At 61.3% G+C, this 17395-nt stretch carries 20 protein-coding genes; 9 read left to right on the top strand and 11 right to left on the bottom strand.

Going from position 1 to position 17395, the window contains the following annotated elements; genetic code table 11:
• Positions 1-171: 171 nt before the first annotated feature.
• Positions 172-777, bottom strand: coding sequence for a glutathione S-transferase (locus ACMDB8_RS17050; RefSeq protein ID WP_409079433.1), 606 nt, complete (start codon positions 775-777; stop codon positions 172-174).
• Positions 778-1147: 370 nt separating this feature from the next.
• On the opposite strand from ACMDB8_RS17050, the gene ACMDB8_RS17045 reads away from it, so the two are divergent.
• From ACMDB8_RS17045 to ACMDB8_RS17035, 3 genes are all read left to right on the top strand, one after another.
• Complete coding sequence (locus ACMDB8_RS17045; protein ID WP_007907888.1) at positions 1148-1552, top strand: TraR/DksA family transcriptional regulator; 405 nt, start codon at positions 1148-1150, stop codon at positions 1550-1552.
• Between the two features lie 235 nt (positions 1553-1787).
• Positions 1788-3395 (top strand): methyl-accepting chemotaxis protein, encoded by a 1608-nt coding sequence (locus ACMDB8_RS17040; RefSeq protein ID WP_409079432.1) that lies wholly within the window; start codon positions 1788-1790, stop codon positions 3393-3395.
• A gap of 131 nt (positions 3396-3526) precedes the next feature.
• The gene (locus tag ACMDB8_RS17035) at positions 3527-3730 is read left to right on the top strand and encodes a hypothetical protein (protein WP_056723901.1); all 204 of its coding nucleotides are present in this window, start codon (positions 3527-3529) and stop codon (positions 3728-3730) included.
• 5 nt (positions 3731-3735) lie between these two features.
• On the opposite strand, the gene ACMDB8_RS17030 is transcribed toward ACMDB8_RS17035, so the two are convergent.
• The 3 genes from ACMDB8_RS17030 to ACMDB8_RS17020 all read right to left on the bottom strand — a co-directional run bounded on the left by ACMDB8_RS17030 (position 3736) and on the right by ACMDB8_RS17020 (position 4742).
• Complete coding sequence (locus ACMDB8_RS17030) at positions 3736-3972, bottom strand: DUF2789 domain-containing protein (RefSeq protein WP_056723903.1); 237 nt, start codon at positions 3970-3972, stop codon at positions 3736-3738.
• Between the two features lie 129 nt (positions 3973-4101).
• On the bottom strand, positions 4102-4332 hold the full coding sequence (locus tag ACMDB8_RS17025) for a hypothetical protein (protein ID WP_056723906.1): 231 nt from the start codon (positions 4330-4332) through the stop codon (positions 4102-4104).
• Positions 4333-4493: 161 nt separating this feature from the next.
• Positions 4494-4742 (bottom strand): hypothetical protein, encoded by a 249-nt coding sequence (locus tag ACMDB8_RS17020; RefSeq protein ID WP_223541952.1) that lies wholly within the window; start codon positions 4740-4742, stop codon positions 4494-4496.
• Positions 4743-5156: 414 nt separating this feature from the next.
• Here ACMDB8_RS17020 and ACMDB8_RS17015 point away from each other — a divergent pair, with 414 nt between their 5' ends.
• The 4 genes from ACMDB8_RS17015 to ACMDB8_RS17000 all read left to right on the top strand — a co-directional run bounded on the left by ACMDB8_RS17015 (position 5157) and on the right by ACMDB8_RS17000 (position 7517).
• Entirely contained in the window at positions 5157-5627 is a 471-nt protein-coding gene (locus ACMDB8_RS17015; RefSeq protein WP_007986246.1) for a hypothetical protein, read from the top strand.
• Complete coding sequence (locus tag ACMDB8_RS17010; protein WP_056723908.1) at positions 5627-5830, top strand: hypothetical protein; 204 nt, start codon at positions 5627-5629, stop codon at positions 5828-5830. The genes ACMDB8_RS17015 and ACMDB8_RS17010 overlap by 1 nt, the downstream gene beginning before the upstream one ends.
• A 118-nt stretch (positions 5831-5948) precedes the next feature.
• Positions 5949-6962 carry a glycine betaine ABC transporter substrate-binding protein gene (locus tag ACMDB8_RS17005; RefSeq protein WP_409079431.1) on the top strand — a complete coding sequence of 338 codons (1014 nt, stop codon included), beginning with the start codon at positions 5949-5951 and terminating at the stop codon, positions 6960-6962.
• 117 nt (positions 6963-7079) lie between these two features.
• Positions 7080-7517 carry a DUF3995 domain-containing protein gene (locus tag ACMDB8_RS17000; RefSeq protein ID WP_056723913.1) on the top strand — a complete coding sequence of 146 codons (438 nt, stop codon included), beginning with the start codon at positions 7080-7082 and terminating at the stop codon, positions 7515-7517.
• Positions 7518-7650: 133 nt separating this feature from the next.
• Here ACMDB8_RS17000 and ACMDB8_RS16995 read toward each other — a convergent pair whose 3' ends face one another.
• The 7 genes from ACMDB8_RS16995 to ACMDB8_RS16965 form a co-directional block, all read right to left on the bottom strand.
• Positions 7651-8013, bottom strand: a complete 363-nt coding sequence (locus tag ACMDB8_RS16995) for a Na+/H+ antiporter subunit G (protein WP_056723915.1) — start codon at positions 8011-8013, stop codon at positions 7651-7653.
• Positions 8010-8288, bottom strand: coding sequence for a K+/H+ antiporter subunit F (locus ACMDB8_RS16990; RefSeq protein ID WP_007986253.1), 279 nt, complete (start codon positions 8286-8288; stop codon positions 8010-8012). The genes ACMDB8_RS16995 and ACMDB8_RS16990 overlap by 4 nt, the downstream gene beginning before the upstream one ends.
• Positions 8285-8773: a Na+/H+ antiporter subunit E gene (locus ACMDB8_RS16985; RefSeq protein WP_409079430.1), complete on the bottom strand. Its 489-nt coding sequence runs from the start codon at positions 8771-8773 to the stop codon at positions 8285-8287. Before ACMDB8_RS16985 ends, ACMDB8_RS16990 begins: the two co-directional genes overlap by 4 nt.
• A complete protein-coding gene (locus ACMDB8_RS16980; RefSeq protein ID WP_223541956.1) occupies positions 8770-10452 on the bottom strand; it encodes a monovalent cation/H+ antiporter subunit D in 1683 nt (560 codons plus the stop codon). Before ACMDB8_RS16980 ends, ACMDB8_RS16985 begins: the two co-directional genes overlap by 4 nt.
• Positions 10449-10793 (bottom strand): Na+/H+ antiporter subunit C, encoded by a 345-nt coding sequence (locus ACMDB8_RS16975; RefSeq protein ID WP_007973781.1) that lies wholly within the window; start codon positions 10791-10793, stop codon positions 10449-10451. The genes ACMDB8_RS16980 and ACMDB8_RS16975 overlap by 4 nt, the downstream gene beginning before the upstream one ends.
• Entirely contained in the window at positions 10793-13711 is a 2919-nt protein-coding gene (locus ACMDB8_RS16970; RefSeq protein WP_056723920.1) for a monovalent cation/H+ antiporter subunit A, read from the bottom strand. The genes ACMDB8_RS16975 and ACMDB8_RS16970 overlap by 1 nt, the downstream gene beginning before the upstream one ends.
• Positions 13712-13930: 219 nt before the next feature.
• Complete coding sequence (locus ACMDB8_RS16965) at positions 13931-14866, bottom strand: DMT family transporter (RefSeq protein WP_409079429.1); 936 nt, start codon at positions 14864-14866, stop codon at positions 13931-13933.
• 84 nt (positions 14867-14950) lie between these two features.
• Here ACMDB8_RS16965 and ACMDB8_RS16960 point away from each other — a divergent pair, with 84 nt between their 5' ends.
• Together ACMDB8_RS16960 and ACMDB8_RS16955 are read left to right on the top strand one after the other, a co-directional pair.
• Positions 14951-15514 (top strand): helix-turn-helix domain-containing protein, encoded by a 564-nt coding sequence (locus ACMDB8_RS16960; protein WP_056723924.1) that lies wholly within the window; start codon positions 14951-14953, stop codon positions 15512-15514.
• Positions 15515-15528: 14 nt separating this feature from the next.
• A complete protein-coding gene (locus ACMDB8_RS16955; RefSeq protein ID WP_409079428.1) occupies positions 15529-16980 on the top strand; it encodes an FAD/NAD(P)-binding protein in 1452 nt (483 codons plus the stop codon).
• Positions 16981-17395 lie beyond the last annotated feature (415 nt).

The following is a 17395-nucleotide window of genomic DNA, read 5'->3' as shown; positions in this document are numbered from 1 at the left end:
AGCCCGCGATAGCGGGCTGACAGGCAATTCATGTGTTGACTGACACGACGCCATCGCGAGCAAGCTCGCTCCCACAACGGATTGTTGTCGAACACAAAGCTCGCGTACGACGAAAATTACTGTGGGAGCGAGCTTGCTCGCGATGACGGCAGAACAGGCAAAGTGAATCCGTCAGTCAATCGGCGTACTGACAAACACCTCAAGCCCCTCGGCATACGTCGTGAATGCGGCGATCCGCGGAAACCGCGCCGCACTCACCTGGTCCGGCACCACCAGGTTGGTGAAGCTCCAGGCCACTGCCAGGGTGATGCCGTCCTGCCCAATCGCACCGTCAGTCTTCAGCGGCTGCTTTTCCAGCTCCCGCTCCAGCGCCGAATAGGCTGCCGTCAGTTGTCCTTCGACCCGCTGCACCCAGGGCTCGAATTGAATATCCTCAGGCCGCAGGTTGCGCTCGTAGTAAAGCTGAACGGATTTTTCGCTGGCGGCCAGGGCCAGGCCGATCAGGCGCAACGCGCGCAGGCGCTGACCCGGTTCGACGGGCATCAGGCTGTTGCCGGCCAGGGTTTCCAGATAGTCGATGATCAGTGTCGAGTCTATCAACACCTCACCGTCATCCAGCACCAGGGTGGGCGCCTTGACCACCGGGTTGATCTGCTGGAATTGTTCGAAGTGGCGGAACACCGAGACCGGTCGGTGTTCCAGCGCGATTCCCAGGCATTTGGCAGAAATGGCGGCGCGCCTGACATAGGGCGAGTCCAGCATACCGATCAGCTTCATGGTCCTTTCCTTTATATGGCCATTTCGGGAGGGACAACCTTAGCTGAGGTTCGCGGCCCTGCAAATGACCGTGAATAATGCCCGGTGCCAGCCGTTTGTCTTCTATATACAGCCGCTCGATTGAATTTCTTGCTATAAACGCACTCCGATTACCGCCTCAAAGCCTGCCTTAGAGCATTTTCAGGGCTTTGTCGGACAAATTCGCAGTCTTTTCGGTTGCTGAGGCCTCAAGTCGGCCGTAGACTGCCGCCCCTCGTAAATTGAGTGCCGGGTGGCGCTTGGAACAAACGGCGCCTTTCCGATGGCCTGCCCAGGTCTGCCGGAACGCTCCCTTATTCGCCTTAATGCACGTTTTTTTATAGAGATATCAATGACAAAGGACAAGTTGCTGGCCATGCCGGCGGATGACTACATGAATGCCGAGCAACATGCTTTTTTCTCCGAGCTGTTGCAGAACATGAAAGTCGAAACCCATGAGCGCATCGAGCAGAACCGCATCGCCATCGAAAGCCTGGACACCCCGGCCGATCCGGCAGACGCGGCCTCGGTCGAAGAAGAACGCACCTGGCTGGTGAATGCGATCGATCGCGACCAGCGCATGCTGCCTCAGTTGGAACAAGCCCTTGAGCGCATCAAGGAAGACAGCTTCGGCTGGTGCGACGACAGCGGCGAGGCGATTGGCCTCAAGCGCCTGCTGATCAGCCCGACCACCAAGTACTGCATCGAAGCTCAGGAACGTCACGAGCAAATCGACAAGCACCAGCGTCAGGCCTGATTCTGCGAGGCAGCCCCTTTGATCCGGGCTGCCTTGAAAAGATCGCAGCCTGCGGCAGCTCCTACGCAATTGAAGTTGGGCGCTGTTGCAGGCTGCGATCTTCGTTTTCTGCCGTCTTCGATTTCCCGGTTCTTCTATTGATCTGCTGCAACGTTCGCGACTAAAGGCTCATGGATAATGGCTTTATGGTGGCGTTTAATGCGAAGACAACAATTAGAAGCTTTACGGGGTGACGATGATGACAAGAGACGGGTCTCTGGTTGCGGCAGTGCCCGCACCCGTGCTGTTGCCGAAAAACCGCTGGCTGACGCCAACGCTGCAAAGCATCGCCCTGATGCTGTTGTTATGTGGCATGACGCTGGGCGGATGGTCGCTCTACCTTGGCCTGCCCCTGGCCATATTGATTGTCTGGCTGCCTCGCCTGCGCGCGCGCGCGACCCCTGAGGCTGCTGCCCCCGCCAACCGCGATGCCATCGGCGAGTTGGCTCGCGATCTTTCCTGCACCACCAGCCATAACGCACTGTCGGCCGCCGGCGTGGCGTTTTCGGTTCGGCAACTGGCGGACAAACTGCAATCGCAGCTCACGGCGGCGGCACAGATCGTCAGCAATGCCGAGGTCATGATCACCACCGAACAGGCCACCTCGACCCTCAGTCGCCAGGCGCTCAGTGCCGCCAGCGAGGCGCATCAAAGCGGAGTGGTCGGGCGTACGGAATTGATCGAGTCCATCGCGCGCATGCATCAGCTCAGCCAGCGCGCCAGCAACAGTCGTGAACTGATCGAAGCCTTGAGCCTGCGCAGCGATGATATCCAGAGGGTGACCCTGGTGATTCAGTCCATCGCCAGCCAGACCAATCTGTTGGCGTTGAACGCCGCGATAGAAGCGGCGCGGGCGGGGGAGCACGGTCGCGGGTTTGCCGTGGTGGCCGACGAGGTACGCGGGCTCGCCGCACGCACGGCGACCGCTACGGGGGAGGTGGGCGAAATGGTGGCCGACATCCAGCATCGCACGGCGCAGGTGGTGGAGCAGATCCGCCAACTGTCCAGCGACCTTGACTCCGGCGTCGAGCAGGTCGAGCGCACGGGCCAGCACCTGGAGAACATTGCCCGACTGGCGGCCAGCGTCGAGTCCCAGGTCGGGGAAATCGCCCAAGGGGCAGACATCAACCGTTTGCAACTCGACAGTCTGTTTCACGCCATCGGACAGATGCGCAGCGATCTGGTGGTCAGCGACCAGCAGACACAGCGCCTGGCCCAGGCGGCGGTGCAAATGGAAGGGCAAGCCGAAACCATCAGCGAGCGTCTTGCCGAAGTGGGGCTGGATGACTATCACCAGCGCATCTATGACCTGGCCCGGGAAGCCGCGAGCCAGATTGCAGCGCGTTTCGAAGCGGATATCGATGCCGGTCGAATCAGCATCGACGATCTGTTCGACCGCAATTACCAGGTCATCCCCAATACCAGCCCGACCAAGTACCAGACACGTTTCGACCGCTACACCGATCAGGTATTGCCAGCGATTCAAGAGCCGTTGTTACCGCGTCATGAAGGATTGGTGTTCGCCATCGCCTGCACCCAACAGGGGTATGTGCCGACCCACAACAAGCTGTTCAGCCAGCCGTTGACGGGAGATGCGCAGGTCGATGCCTTGCAGAACCGGACCAAACGCAAGTTCGCTGACCGCACCGGGATCCGCTGTGGCAGCCATCAGAAGGCCGTGCTACTGCAAACCTATACCCGTGATACCGGCGAGTTGATGCACGATCTTTCGGTACCGATCATGCTCAAGGGCCGGCATTGGGGTGGTTTACGCCTGGGCTACAAGCCGGAAAAGCCGCGCTAAAAAACAAGGCTGCCGGGCGACTGTTACGAATTCTGCAATTAACCTGTGCAGGGTGTTGCTGTTTCCTCGCCGGAAAACTAATTAACATGCCTACTAATTAGGTTGCTAATTAAGTTCGGAGGGGGGGCAGCATGCAAGGCAAAGTTGATGTCGCGGTCATGATCGGCAGCGGGGTACCTGCCAACCTTCGCTCCATGGGACGCAAGGTTTGCTGGGTCGTGTTACTCAATGGCGAGCGCCGGGGCACGGCGTACTCCAGTCGCGACGAAGCGGAGGAGTGCAGGGCCGCCTGGCTGGCACAATTGAACGCCGAAAGTCCTGGCAGCCTGCATTGAGGTTGTCAGTGGGTCTGGTGCATGCGCAGGTTCAGGTCGTCGACCACCCGCGCCCAGTCTGCGTCTTCGCGAAGTTGTTCCTTGAGGAAGCCGGCCTGTTGCGGTGACCAGAAGTCGGCGTCGATGAGTTTCTTGTCGTCAGGCAGGAAATGGCCGGCAATGAAGTCGTCGATCGCTTTCTGGCTGGAGTCCAGGCCAAGCTGGTCGAACAGGCCTTTCAAGTCATGGGTCGGTGATTCCATCTTCATCTCCTTGCAGGTCATCAGTCGGGTCGAGGGACGAGGCGCACCCAGGATTCGAGGGCGCCGCAGCGGTGGAGTTCGATCACGATGTTCAAGTGCAACCATGAGCATAGACCGCCAACCCGATCATCAGGCTTTCAATGCGCCCGCATCGACCGCGGCCTTGAGTTCCCGGGCCGATTCCTGGGCCGCCATGGCGGCGACATCCGGGGTTTTGAACCAGCGATCCTTTTCGACCTGGTGATAGGTCACGGTCTTGAGCGGTGGTTTGGCGCGCATGACAATCACGGCCTGGAATTCACCCTCGACTTCTCTGGCTTCACCCCGGATGAAAAACTCGCCGATATCAAATTCCGTCACGTTGCAGACTTCCCTTGGAAAAACATTGTTGTTGTCAACGCAACCCGATTTTCTGCGGATCCGTTTTATTGGGCGGGCAGTATGGCAGCAGTTGCCCGTCGACGGCTGAGATAAGTCGGCGGGCAGACGAAACGTCGATAGAGGCGAGCGCGGTGGGCCTGTCAACCGTGTGATTCGAGGAGCCGGGCGAGGGCACAGGCTTCGTTATGATTGGCTCGGAAACCTCTTACACTGCCTGTAGAAATATCCTTGATGTGAAAGAAGGCAATGCCCGCCATAACCACTTGAAATCGTGGGCGGGCCGAGGCATCGGGAGCTGGTTCATGTAGGGCGAGCCTTGTCGGGTGCGGGGCCGGTGCTGTTTCCGAATCAGGCACCAAGGGATAGGCAAAGTGTGTCAGCGTGCACATATGAAGTCCTTTTCATTGTTTTACCGACGTATGTACGTCGTTTTGGCTAGTCTCCAAGAGCATCGCTGCTCTAGAATCACCCCTACTGGTGGGTGAATGATGTTTATCTAAAGCAATTTTTTGCGGACGATATGTAGGAAAAGTTTTTTTCTTGATGAGATTTTTCCCCGAAGTTGATAGTCCATAATTTTCCGGCAGCAGGAAGGGCGTTTTCCTTCAGTCTGTGGCGAACACCAGTCAGGACGACGCGAGTGACGTTCCAGTAGTCTTCTCAAGCTTCGTGATGAATGAGTGCACTGCTCATTCAGGACTCTCAACCCGGGTTCTTTGGCTACACCTTCGGCATTGCCGCTTTTTTGGCTGTGCGTTCATTTTTCGCGCACGGCACCATTATTCAGATGTGGGGATGTTTCCTTGGCAGTAAGTAATCTCGATATGCATGCCTTGTTTGTGCTGGGTGATTTGCGCGCAAAGCTGGTCAAGCAGTTTCAGTCTCGTTTCGTTTACATCACCGAACAGAACGCCGAAGGCATCTACATTGCCGAAATCGACACCGAATCAGCCCTGGTGGTGGACGACAAGCCCGGACTCAAGCTCAAGGTCGGCGACCATTTCAGCGCGTCCGTGCTGCCCAGTCGCGAAGGCGGCAAGCTGGACATCAAGTTCCGCGACATCAAGCTGACGGTTTACGGAATAGGCGACTACGCCTTCGTGACGACGGCCGACGGTCAGGGAATCGTGTTCAAGGAAGGTCACAGCGTGGTGATGGTGTTCGCCGCCCATCAACAGTTGCAGGAAGGCCTGACCAAGACCCTCAAGGCCGTGACGGCCAAAGCGGCCAAGTGGCGCAAAGGCGAGCTGGTGACCTTCAAGGCCAGCGAGTGATGACCCTGACCCGCGCCGATTTCCACGAACAGAACCTGGCCAGTGCTCAAGACGAAGCGCGGCGGCTGTTCGGGCAGAAGACCATTCTGCAAGGAGCCTGGCTGAACTGGGTGGCGTCACAGCTTTACCAACTGCAACCGGCGCCATACGCCAGCATGGTCAGACGAGAACTGATGCGTTTGCAGGACACTGGCGAAAACTGATCCACGCACCTCGAAAGCAGGAACCTCTACTACAGTCATTGGACTGAGTATTCAGAGGCTTCGCGGTCTACTGCCAGGCCATCCTGCTATTGCTGTGAACAGCACGAGGTGCAAAAGCATGAACGGATTTCGACAGTTGCTGGCTGCGGTCCTGGCCACTTTCGGTTTGCTGGCGACACCCGTCCCGGTGTCTGCCGCCCAGACGCCGATCCACTTCGCCGACCTGAACTGGGAAAGCGGCAGCCTGATTACCGATGTCCTGCGCATCATTGTCGAGAAGGGCTACGGGCTGCCGACCGACACCTTGCCGGGCACCACCATCACCCTGGAAACCGCGCTGGCCAACAATGACATCCAGGTCATTGGCGAGGAGTGGGCCGGTCGCAGCCCGGTGTGGGTCAAGGCGGAAGCCGAAGGCAAGGTCGTCAGCCTCGGCGACACGGTCAAGGGCGCTACCGAAGGCTGGTGGGTGCCGGAGTATGTGATCAAGGGCGACCCGGCCAAGGGCATCAAGCCGCTGGCACCGGACCTGCGCAGCGTCAGTGACCTGCCAAAATACAAAGACGTGTTCAAGGACCCGGAAGCGCCGACCAAGGGACGATTCCTCAACAGTCCCATCGGCTGGACCTCGGAAGTGGTCAACAAACAGAAGCTCAAGGCCTACGGGCTGGACGACAGCTACGTGAACTTCCGCAGCGGTTCGGGGGCGGCTCTGGATGCCGAGATCAGTTCGTCAATTCATCGTGGCAAGCCGGTGCTGTTTTACTACTGGTCGCCCACGCCGTTGCTCGGCCGCTTCAAGCTGATTCAACTCGAAGAGCCGCCGTTCGACGCCGAAGCCTGGAAGACCCTGACCGACGCCGACAACCCCAATCCACGGCCGACTCGTTCTTTGGCCTCCAAGCTGTCGATCGGTGTGTCCACCCCCTTCCAGAAGCAATATCCGCAGATTGCCGAGTTCTTTGCCAAAGTCGACTTTCCGATCGATCCCTTGAACAAAGCACTGGCCGAGATGAGCGAGAAACATACGCCACCGCGTCAGGCAGCGCAGGCGTTCATGAAGGCTCATCCGGACGTCTGGCGGGCCTGGCTGCCCAAGGACGTGGCGGATAAAGTCTCCGCCACCCTGTAGGAGCTGGCGCAGGCTGCGATGTTTTGATCTTGTCTAAAAAAAGCAAAATCAAAACATCGCAGCTGGCGGCAGCTCCTACAATGTTCTGTTCATATCCCTTTCAAGGATCTCTGAACCATGACCCTGTTGTTGGCTCAGTCGCTGGTGACGATCTTCGCCGTGATCAGTCTGGTGCATGTGTATTGGGCGTTGGGTGGCGAGTGGGCGGCGGTGGCGGCGGTCCCGCAAGTACCGTTGGAGGGCACTGCGCAACTGAGGCCAGCGTTCAAGCCGCGAGGCTGGATCACCCTCGTGGTGGCCGGGTTGTTGCTGTTGATTGCCGTGCTGGTGTGCTTGCGGGTGGGTTGGTGCCTGCCACCCTTGCATCACTGGTCGTTGCAGTGGGTGATCAGCGCGATCGCGATTTTGCTGTTTGCCCGGGCCATTGGCGATTCGGAACTGGTGGGTTTTTTCAAAGAGGTCAAAGGATCGAGGTTCGCCCGGCTCGACACCTGGGTTTACTCGCCATTGTGTGTGGTGCTGGGGGCGGGGTTGTTGGCGGTGGCCTGGATTTGAGACAGACCGCTCTTGCTGTGTTGGCTGGTCTATAGCCTTCGCGAGCAAGCCCGCTCCCACAGGGATTGCGCTGAACCCTGTGGGAGCGGGCTTGCCCGCGAAGAGGCCGGTCCAGTCAATACAAAATTTTGGTTTAACTACCGCTCTCACTCCGCCGGCTGCTCACTTCGGCCGGTACATCATCCCCGGCCATGCGTTTGCGAAACAGCGCCGCCCGGGCCAGCAGCAAGGTCGTCACCGGCACGGTAATCGCCAGCAGGATCGGAATCAGCCAGGCGTGCAATACCGGCGCGGACTTGAGTGCCGAAAAATAGATGATCGAAGCCAGCGCCACGCACCAGGTCCCGAGCGTCGAGGCCAGGGCGGGTGGGTGCATGCGCTGGAAGTAGTCTTTCATGCGCAGCAGGCCCGTGGCGCCGATCAAAGTAAACAGGCTGCCGAGTACCAGCAGGATCGCCACCGGGATCTCCACCCACAACGACAATGGCATATTCATTCGATCACCTCGCCACGCAGCAGGAATTTCGCCAGGGCGAACGAGCCGACGAAACCGAACAGGGCGATCAGCAACGCCGCCTCGAAGTAGGTGTCACTGGCATAGCGAATGCCCAGCGCGAGCATCATCAGCATCGCGACGATGTACAGGTAGTCCAGCGCCAGGACCCGATCCTGGGCCGACGGCCCCTTGAACAGGCGGATCAGGGTCAGGATCATCGCCAGGGAAAAGAAGAACAGGCTCAACAGGATCGCGTTCGACAGCAAGGGGCTCATTCGAAGATCTCCATCAACGGACGTTCGTAGGTCGTCTTGAAGTGCTGGATGAACAGCACCTCGTCGTCCAGGTCGAAGACGTGCAACAGCAGAATGCTGCGGTCCAGCGCCAGTTCCGACCAGACCGTACCGGGTACCACCGTAGTGATCATCGACAGCGCGGCCAGGCCGTTGGCGTTACGCAAGTCCAGCGGCACCTTGATGAATTGCGAGCGGGGCGGGCGGCGACTGGCATTGAGCACGCTCCAGGCCACGGCGAGGTTGGACACCAGCACATCGCGCCCGACCAGCAGGATCAACCGCAGGATTACCATGGGACGACGGATGCGCACCGGCAGCGGACGCAGCCTGCGCATCATCAGTGGCGCACAGAAGCCCAGCGCGGCACCCAGCAGCAGGTTGCCGGGGCTGATCGACAGGTTCAGCAACAGCCACAGCAGCCACAGGGCCAGCGACAGCAAGGGTGCCGGAAACAGGCGCTTCATGGCTGTACCTCCTGCGGGGCCACGGCCGACGGGCTCGGTACAACGCGTGTGTCGAGCACCGCCATCACGTATTGCTGCGGGTTGTACAAGGCATCGGCGGCGGCCTGGGTGTAACGCAGCAGCGGATCGGCTTTGAAGGTCAGTGCAATGCTCAAGCCCAGCAGGGCGAAGATCGGCACGCATTCCAGGCGTCGCAGCAGGGGCGATGGTCGTTCCGCTGGCGTCCAGAAACGCTGGATGCCCAGGCGCGAGAATGCGATCAGCGACGCCAGCCCCGACACAATCAACAACACCAACAGGCCCCAGGCGCCCTTGGAAACCGGTACGTCGCCGCTGTTACCCAGGCCCAGGGGATTGAGCAGGGCGCCGATCAACCCGAGTTTGCCGATAAAGCCCGAGAGCGGCGGCATGCCGATGATCAGCAAGGCGCAGGCGATGAAGCTCAGGCCGAGAAACGCCATGGTCCAGGGAATCACCTGGCCGACCACGGCTTTCTGGTCGTCGTCGAGGTTGGTGCCTTTGGGCGGGTGCAGGGATTCCAGGGGACGGGGCAGCAGTTCGGCTTCATCTTCGAGCAGGATTTCGTTGGCCGAGCGTGAGCGCTCGATCAGTTCGGCCAGCAGGAACAGGGCGCTCAACGCCAGGGTGGAACTGAACAGGTAGAACAGCGCCGCGCCAACCAGGTTCGGCTGGGCGAAACCGATGGTCGACAACAGAATGCCCGCCGACACCAGGATGCTCAGGCTGGCCATGCGCTCCAGTCGCTGCGCGGCGAGGATCGCAATGGCGGCGCAGACGATGGTCGCCATGCCGCCGTAGATCAGCCAGTCGCCGCCAAAGAACGCCGAGGCCCCGGCCTGGGCGGAAAACAGCAGCGTCCACAGGCGCAGCAAGGTGTACACGCCGACCTTGGTCATGATCGCGAACATCGCCGCCACCGGCGCGCTGGCCGAGGAATAGGCCGGCACCAGCCAGAAGTTCAGCGGCCACATGCCGGCCTTGGCCAGGAACGCGATGGCCAGGATCCCCGCGCCCGCGTGAAGCAAGCCGCGATCAGCTTCGGACACCAGCGGGATTTTTACCGCCAGGTCAGCCATGTTCAGGGTGCCGGTGACCCCATAGATCAGCGCCGCGCCAATCAGGAACAGCGACGAGGCCAGCAGGTTGATCGAGATGTAATGTAACCCCGACGACACCCGCGCCCGGCCCGAACCGTGGAGCATCAACCCATAGGACGCGGCCAGCAGCACCTCGAAGAACACGAACAGGTTGAACAGGTCAGCAGTGAGGAACGCGCCGTAAAGGCCCATCAACTGGATCTGGAACAGCGCGTGAAAACTCGAACCTGCGCTGTCCCAGCGTGCCATGGCGAACAGCAGGGCACTGACACCGATGATGCCGGTCAGCACCAGCATCAGCGCCGACAGGCGATCGACCACCAGCACCAGGCCGAACGGCACTTGCCAGTTGCTCGGCAGGTACACACCGATGGAGCCGGGCACGCCGGTGGTCTGCGTCCATTGCAGCAACGCCACGGCAATGCCCAGGCCGAGCAGGCTGGAGAACAGATTGATCTTCGCCTTGAGCGGCCGGTGCTTCTCGCCGAGCATCAGCATGATCGCGGCGGTCAGCAGTGGCAGCAGGATGGGCGCGACGATCAGGTGAGTCATCGCCATCATTCCCTGGGCTCCCGGCCATCCACATGGTCGGTGCCGGTCAGGCCCCGGGAGGCCAGCAGCACCACCAGGAACAGCGCGGTCATGGCGAAGCTGATGACGATCGCCGTCAGCACCAGCGCCTGCGGCAACGGGTCGGTGTAGTGCAACAGGTCCTGCGGCACGCCGTCCTTGATGATCGGCTCCTTGCCGATGAACAGGCTGCCCATGCTGAAGATGAACAGATTGACGCCGTAGGACAGCAGGCACAGGCCCATGACCACCTGGAACGTCCGTGGGCGCAGGATCAGCCAGACGCCGGACGCGGCCAGTACGCCGATGGCGATTGCGATGACTTCTTCCATCAGACGGCTCCTTTGGCGGCAACGGATCTGGGCTGGGCGGCGGTTTTGTGGCCGCGCACCGATTGGTGGGCGAGGGCGGTGAGGATCAACAGGGTCGAGCCGACCACCACGCCGTACACACCGATGTCGAAGAACAGCGCGCTGGCCAGGTGAATGTCACCCAGCAGCGGCAATGAGAAATGCCAGGTATGAGTGGTCAGGAACGGATAGCCGACGACCATCGCGCCCAGGCCCGTGGCCGTGGCAATCATCAGTCCGGTGCCCATCCAGCGCAGTGGCCGCAGGCTCATTTGCGCCTCGACCCACTGCGTGCCGGCGACCATGTATTGCAGGATGAACGCCACCGACATCACCAGCCCGGCGACAAAGCCACCGCCCGGTTGATTGTGCCCACGCATGAACAGGTAGAACGACACCACCAGCGCCACCGGCAACAGCAGGCGCACCAGCACCGCCGGCACCATCATGAAGCCGAGCGCGGTGTCGCTGGCGTGACGCGGGTTGACCAGGTCGGTGACCACATCCGGCGCGAGCAAGCGCTGCTGGGCCGGCAGTTGCAGGCTTTCTTTCGGCGGACGGAAACGGCGTAGCAGTGCATACACGGTCAGGGCCACGGCCACCAGTACGGTGATTTCACCGAGGGTGTCGAAACCACGGAAGTCCACAAGCATCACGTTGACCACGTTGCTGCCGCCGCCTTCAGGCAAGGCGCGACTGAGGTAGAAAGAGGAAATGTCGTTGGGGGTCTGGCGGGTCAGCATGGCGTAGGCCAGCAATGCCATGCCGATACCGACCGAGGTCGACAGCAGCAAGTCGCGGATACGCCGTACCCGCGCCCGACGCAGGCTGCCCGGCAACGGCGAGACCTCCTCGATCCGTCGTGGCAGCCAGCGCAGGCCCAGCAGGATCAGCACCGTGGTCACCACTTCGACCGCCAGTTGGGTCAGGGCCAGGTCCGGCGCGGAAAACCAGACGAAGGTGACGCAAGTCATCAGGCCGCAGACGCTGACCATGGTCAGGGCGGCGAGACGGTGATACTTGGCCTGATAAGCCGCACCAAGGGCGCAGGCGATGGCCAGCAACCACAAGGTAACGAACACGATCGACCCGGGGATTTTCGGCCGGTCACCCCAGTGAAGGCTGCTGTGGAGCATGGGAATCAACCCGGCCAGCACGGCGGCGAGCACCACCAGGAACAACTGCATTTGCAGGCGCCGGGTGCCAATTCGCGGTTCCAGGCGACGGGCCAGGCGCATGATGGCGACCAGCGCGTATTCGAACAGGTGCTTGCCGTCCAGGCGACCGATGACGGGCGGCCGACCGAAGCGCCCGCGCTTGAATTGATTGCGCAGCAGCAGGTAAAGCACGGAGCCGCAGGACAAGGCGATCAGGCTCATGATCATCGGCGCGTTCAGGCCGTGCCAGATGGCCAGGCTGTACTCGGGCAGCGTGCCGCCAACCACCGGTTGCGCCGCCGCCGCGAGCAGCGGGCCGACTATCTGGGCCGGGAAGATCCCCACCAGCAGGCAAGTGAATACCAGCAACTCGACCGGTGCGCGCATCCAGCGCGGTGGCTCGTGAGGCGTGTGGGGCAGGTCGGTCGCGGGCGGACCGAAGAACACATCCACGGTGAAACGCAGGGAGTAGGCCACGCTGAAGGTGCCGGCAATGGTTGCCACGATCGGCAGGCTCAGTTCGACCCAGCGCGTGGCATTGATGAACACGGTTTCGGCGAAGAACATCTCTTTGGAAAGGAAGCCGTTGAGCAACGGTACACCGGCCATCGAGGCGCTGGCGACCATGGCCAGGGTGGCGGTAAACGGCATCAGCTTGTACAGGCCGCTGAGTTTGCGGATATCGCGGGTGCCGCTTTCGTGGTCGATGATGCCGGCAGCCATGAACAGCGAGGCCTTGAACGTCGCATGGTTGAGGATGTGGAACACCGCGGCGACGGCGGCCAGCGGGCTGTTCAAGCCCAGCAACAGGGTGATCAGGCCCAGATGGCTGATGGTCGAGTAGGCCAGCAGTCCCTTGAGGTCGTTCTGGAACATCGCGCAGTACGCCCCGAGCAACAGGGTGCAGGCACCGGCGCCGCTGACGATGTAGAACCATTCTTCACTGCCCGATAGCGAAGGCCATAGCCGTGCAAGCAGAAAGACCCCGGCCTTGACCATGGTCGCCGAGTGCAAATACGCCGACACGGGCGTCGGCGCGGCCATGGCGTGGGGCAGCCAGAAGTGAAAGGGAAATTGCGCACTTTTGGTCAGGGCGCCGATCAGGATCAGGGGCAACAGGATCGGGTAGAGGGCATGGGCGCGAATAAGGTCGCCGGCGGCCAGGACCTTGTCCAGGTCATAGCTGCCGACCACATGGCCAAGCAGCATGACCCCCGCCAGCAGGCACAAACCGCCCGCACCGGTCACCATCAACGCCATGTAGGCGCCGCGCCGGGCATCGGCGCGATGGTGCCAGTAGCCGATCAACAGGAACGAGAAGAGGCTGGTCAGCTCCCAGAAAAACACGATCTGGATCAGGTTGCCGGAAATCACCAGGCCAAGCATGGCGCCCATGAAGGCCAGGAAAAACGCGAAGAATCGCGGCACCGGATCGTTCGGCGACATGTAGTAGCGGGCGTACAGCGAAACCAGGGTGCCGATGCCCAGCACCAGCATGGAGAACAGCCAGGCGAAACCGTCCATGCGCAGGACGAAGTCCAGGCCCAGGCTGGGCAGCCATGAAAACTCTTCGCGAATGACGCCGCCATCGGCGATCTGCGGGTACAGGAAGGCGACCTGAACGGTGCCGATCAGGGCGATCAGGCCAGCCAGCAGGGATTCGGCGTTACGGGCATTGTGCGGCAGCACGGCCGCCAAACAGCTGCCTATGAAAGGCAGAAGCAGTAGAACTATCAGGGACATAGGCTTCTAATCTGCGGAAGTTTGTGAAGCATCATACGTGCCAGCTCCCGGATCACCAAACGCCAAGCTGTCGCAGAATCCTACACGGTAGACGGAAATGCCCTGTTTAACATTGTTTCATTGGGAGGCAAAAAAGATCGCAGCCTGCGGCAGCTCCTACAAAGTACGCATTTCAATGTAGGAGCTGCCGCAGGCTGCGATCTTTTGATCTTTAATGCTTCAGTTGCCGCTTTCGCTTTCCAGCACTTCATCAACCGCCGTAGCCTTACCCTTGGTCCTCAACTCACTGACTATCACCGCCGCTACAATCAACCCGGCCCCGACCAGGGCAATGGCCGGCAAGCGTTCCCCGGCAATGCGCCCGACAATCCCGGCCCACACCGGCTCGCCGGCATAGATCAGCGTGGCGCGGGTCGGTGACACACTTTTCTGTGCCCAGTTCATCGCCACCTGAATCGCCGCGCTCGCCGCCCCCAGGCCCAGCGCGCTGCACAACAGCAACCAGGAGAAGTCCGGTATCGCTTCGTTGGTCGGCACCACCATCAGGAACGACAGCACCGAAGTGACCGCCAGTTGCACCACCGTCACCCGGCGCACATCGACCTGGCCGGCATAGGTGCTGATCAGGATGATCTCGGCCGCAATGGCCACGGCACTGATCAAAGTGGCGATTTCACCGGGGCTGAAGTTGAAAGACGCACCGGACGGCCCGGACAACAGCATCAACCCGGTAAAGGCCAGCATGATGCCGATGCTTGGCATCAACCCCGGACGCCGTCCCAGCACCAGCCATTGCAGCAACGGCACAAACGGGACGTACAGCGCGGTAATGAATGCCGATTGGCTGCTGGGAATGCTCTGCAACCCGACCGTCTGCAAGCCGTAGCCGAGCATGATGGCCACGCCGATAAACGCCCCGGCCTTGAGTTCGAGCAGGGTCAGCTCGCGCAGGTGACGCCAGGAAAACAGGGCGACGATGCTTGCGGCGGCGGCAAAGCGCAGGCCGACGAAAAACATCGGGCCGCTGACGGTCATCGCATGCTGCACCAGCAGGAAGGTACCGCCCCAGACCATGGTGATCAGCACCAGCACGCATTCGGCCTTGCTGAACCTTGTAAAACGGGAGGAAGCCATTGGGGAGTTCACCGACGTCATGACCTTGCACGCTACTGGAGGGGGACGCACAATGCGTCGTATGTTGCGCAGTATACTGCCCAACCCCACTCAGTGAGCAATATAGTGCACAAAGATTCTACCCAACGGGCATCGGTCCTCCAGCACGTCAGTCAAAACGTCCGTCGTTTGCGTCATGCCGCCGAACTGAGCCAGACGGCGCTGGCCGAAAAGTCCGGTGTCAGCCGTCGCATGCTGGTGGCGATCGAGGCGGGGGAAAAGAACGTCAGCCTGACCACCCTCGACCGGGTGGCCGAAGCCCTCGACGTCGCCTTCAGTGATCTGATCCAGGCCCCCGACGCCCGGGATCCCAGCCGTATCAACGAACTGGCCTGGACCGGCACGATCCCCGGCAGCAGGGCGGTGTTGCTCTCCAAGGCCCAGGCCAGCCGCGAAGTCGAGCAGTGGGAGTGGTGCCTGCAGCCGGGCGAGGTGTATCCGTCGGAACCGGACGCCGATGGCTGGAGCGAGCAGATTTATGTCTTCGAAGGTTGCCTGACCGTTATGCTCGGCGACCAGGCGCAGAATATCGCGGCGGGTGAATTCTTCATGTTCGCCAGCAACCAGCCGCACTGTTATCGCAACGACGGGGCGGTGGCGGCGAAGTTTGTGCGTAATGTGGTGATCTGAACAGGGAGTGCACGATGGGCCAGAACTTGACCAATGACGCCGATATCCTGATTGTCGGCGGCGGCCTCAGTGGCGCGATGCTGGCGGCGCAGTTGATGCGTTTGCCGGGCCGGCGCCGGGTGCTGGTGTTCGAGCCCCGGGCCGAGTTGGGGCGGGGTGAAGCCTACAGCGCGGTGGAACCGGGCCATACCCTTAACGGCAACGCGGCGCGGATGAGTGTTGACCCGGACAACGCCGACGACCTGACCCAATGGTTGACCGGGTACATCGAGGCGGGCGGCTGGCCGGAGTCGGATCAGCAGCACGTGCCGATCAGCGAACTGTTTCCGCCACGGGGCGTATTCGGCCTGTACGCCCGGCAACGCCTGGCCGAAGCGCAGGCGGTGGGCGCCTTGAACGGCTCGACGGTCGAGCATGTGCAGGCCGAAGTGGTCGACTTGCAAGCCGATGCCGATGCCGTGCGGTTGACCTTGAGCGACGGCCGATGCGTGCAGGGCGCGTTTGCGGTACTGGCCACCGGGATGTTTCCCGCCGCGCGTACGCCACAAACCCGCTCCAGCGGCTTGAATGCGGCGGCCCTCGATCCGTGGGACGTGACAGCCATGCAGCGACTCGATCCGCAATCGACGGTCATGATCATCGGCTCGGGCCTGACCATGGTCGACGCCGTGGTGTCCCTGGAGCAGGCCGGGCATCGCGGGCCGATCGAAGTGTTTTCCCGCCATGGCCTGCTGCCCCATGTGCGCCGCCAGCCGCCGGCCTGGGTGGACTTTCTCGCTGAAGATCAGAACATCCGCACACCCCGCCAGTTGATGCGTGAATTGCGTCGCCACTGCCGGGACGCCATCGCCCTGGGCATCGACTGGCAAGCGCCACTGGACACGGTGCGGGCACACATCGGCCGCTTGTGGCATCAGGCGACGGATATACAGCGTCGGCAGTTCGTGCGACATGTGCGACCGTGGTGGGAAAGCCACCATCACCGCTCGCCACCCTTGAGCGCCGAACTGGTGGAGCGCTTGTATAAAGAAGGGCGGTTACGTATTCACGCAGCCTCTTACCAGGGCCTTGAGCCCTCGCTGAATGGCGAGGTGAGTATTCGCCTTCGACGGCGCGGCGAGGCGCAGACATGCGTGGTCAGCGGTGCCGCCCTGATCAATTCCAGCGGTATCGAGTACGACTGGCGCCGGGTCGCGAGACCGTTGCCACGGCAACTGCTTGCCCGTGGCCTGGTCCGGCCCGGGCCCTTGGCTCTGGGCATCGCCGCAGAAGTCGATGGCGCGGTCCTGGACGCCGAGGGTCATCCCGCCAGTCGTCTGTTTGCCATGGGCCCGCCGTTGCGCGGGATGTGGTGGGAAAGTACCGCCGTCACCGACGTGGCTAGCCAGGCCAAGGCGTTGGCCGGGCGGCTGACGGGACTCGTCGATCAGGTTGTGGGTATGAGTACATATCCGTTTCCTTATTAACGGCGGCTGGTGGTTTCGCCCTTACGGCGAGTCACTTTTTTTACAAGCGCCTAAAAAAAGTAACCCAAAAAACGCTCGCCCCGAACGTACGGCCCCTCGCCTGGGCTCGTGGTTCCTTCGCTCCGGCATTCATCCGGGGGCATCGCCTCCGGTCGGCTTCGCTCGACCTCCTCTCGATGTGTTCGGCTGCGCCGAACGGCGCTGCGCGCCCACCCCCGGATGAACGCCTCCACTCAGCCTGCCGAGGGGGCGGGTGGATCAAGATCAAGAGCTGCAGGCGAGCTAACGCTCGGCCTGTTGAGTGGTTAGAAGCGTGGGTGTACGCCGATCTGCTTTTGCTCTTCTGTGGGGGCGGGGGGGGGGGGGCGGCGCTCCCACATTATTTGAGCAGTGTCGAGCGCAAAATCCGTGTACA

Source organism: Pseudomonas monachiensis (assembly GCF_047345015.1).
GTDB classification, from domain to species: Bacteria; Pseudomonadota; Gammaproteobacteria; order Pseudomonadales; family Pseudomonadaceae; genus Aquipseudomonas; species Aquipseudomonas monachiensis.
Note: the sequence above shows the minus strand (reverse complement) of the source record. Positions and strands in the feature narration are given on the sequence as shown.

What these genes read in the sequence shown, in the direction of transcription:
- ACMDB8_RS17050 (WP_409079433.1), bottom strand. Translation starts at nt 777, where the DNA reads ATGAAGCTGATCGGTATGCTGGACTCGCCCTATGTCAGGCGCGCCGCC.
- ACMDB8_RS17045 (WP_007907888.1), top strand. Translation starts at nt 1,148, where the DNA reads ATGACAAAGGACAAGTTGCTGGCCATGCCGGCGGATGACTACATGAAT.
- ACMDB8_RS17040 (WP_409079432.1), top strand. Translation starts at nt 1,788, where the DNA reads ATGATGACAAGAGACGGGTCTCTGGTTGCGGCAGTGCCCGCACCCGTG.
- ACMDB8_RS17035 (WP_056723901.1), top strand. Translation starts at nt 3,527, where the DNA reads ATGCAAGGCAAAGTTGATGTCGCGGTCATGATCGGCAGCGGGGTACCT.
- ACMDB8_RS17030 (WP_056723903.1), bottom strand. Translation starts at nt 3,972, where the DNA reads ATGGAATCACCGACCCATGACTTGAAAGGCCTGTTCGACCAGCTTGGC.
- ACMDB8_RS17020 (WP_223541952.1), bottom strand. Translation starts at nt 4,742, where the DNA reads ATGTGCACGCTGACACACTTTGCCTATCCCTTGGTGCCTGATTCGGAA.
- ACMDB8_RS17010 (WP_056723908.1), top strand. Translation starts at nt 5,627, where the DNA reads ATGACCCTGACCCGCGCCGATTTCCACGAACAGAACCTGGCCAGTGCT.
- ACMDB8_RS17005 (WP_409079431.1), top strand. Translation starts at nt 5,949, where the DNA reads ATGAACGGATTTCGACAGTTGCTGGCTGCGGTCCTGGCCACTTTCGGT.
- ACMDB8_RS17000 (WP_056723913.1), top strand. Translation starts at nt 7,080, where the DNA reads ATGACCCTGTTGTTGGCTCAGTCGCTGGTGACGATCTTCGCCGTGATC.
- ACMDB8_RS16995 (WP_056723915.1), bottom strand. Translation starts at nt 8,013, where the DNA reads ATGAATATGCCATTGTCGTTGTGGGTGGAGATCCCGGTGGCGATCCTG.
- ACMDB8_RS16990 (WP_007986253.1), bottom strand. Translation starts at nt 8,288, where the DNA reads ATGAGCCCCTTGCTGTCGAACGCGATCCTGTTGAGCCTGTTCTTCTTT.
- ACMDB8_RS16985 (WP_409079430.1), bottom strand. Translation starts at nt 8,773, where the DNA reads ATGAAGCGCCTGTTTCCGGCACCCTTGCTGTCGCTGGCCCTGTGGCTG.
- ACMDB8_RS16980 (WP_223541956.1), bottom strand. Translation starts at nt 10,452, where the DNA reads ATGATGGCGATGACTCACCTGATCGTCGCGCCCATCCTGCTGCCACTG.
- ACMDB8_RS16975 (WP_007973781.1), bottom strand. Translation starts at nt 10,793, where the DNA reads ATGGAAGAAGTCATCGCAATCGCCATCGGCGTACTGGCCGCGTCCGGC.
- ACMDB8_RS16970 (WP_056723920.1), bottom strand. Translation starts at nt 13,711, where the DNA reads ATGTCCCTGATAGTTCTACTGCTTCTGCCTTTCATAGGCAGCTGTTTG.
- ACMDB8_RS16965 (WP_409079429.1), bottom strand. Translation starts at nt 14,866, where the DNA reads ATGACGTCGGTGAACTCCCCAATGGCTTCCTCCCGTTTTACAAGGTTC.
- ACMDB8_RS16955 (WP_409079428.1), top strand. Translation starts at nt 15,529, where the DNA reads ATGGGCCAGAACTTGACCAATGACGCCGATATCCTGATTGTCGGCGGC.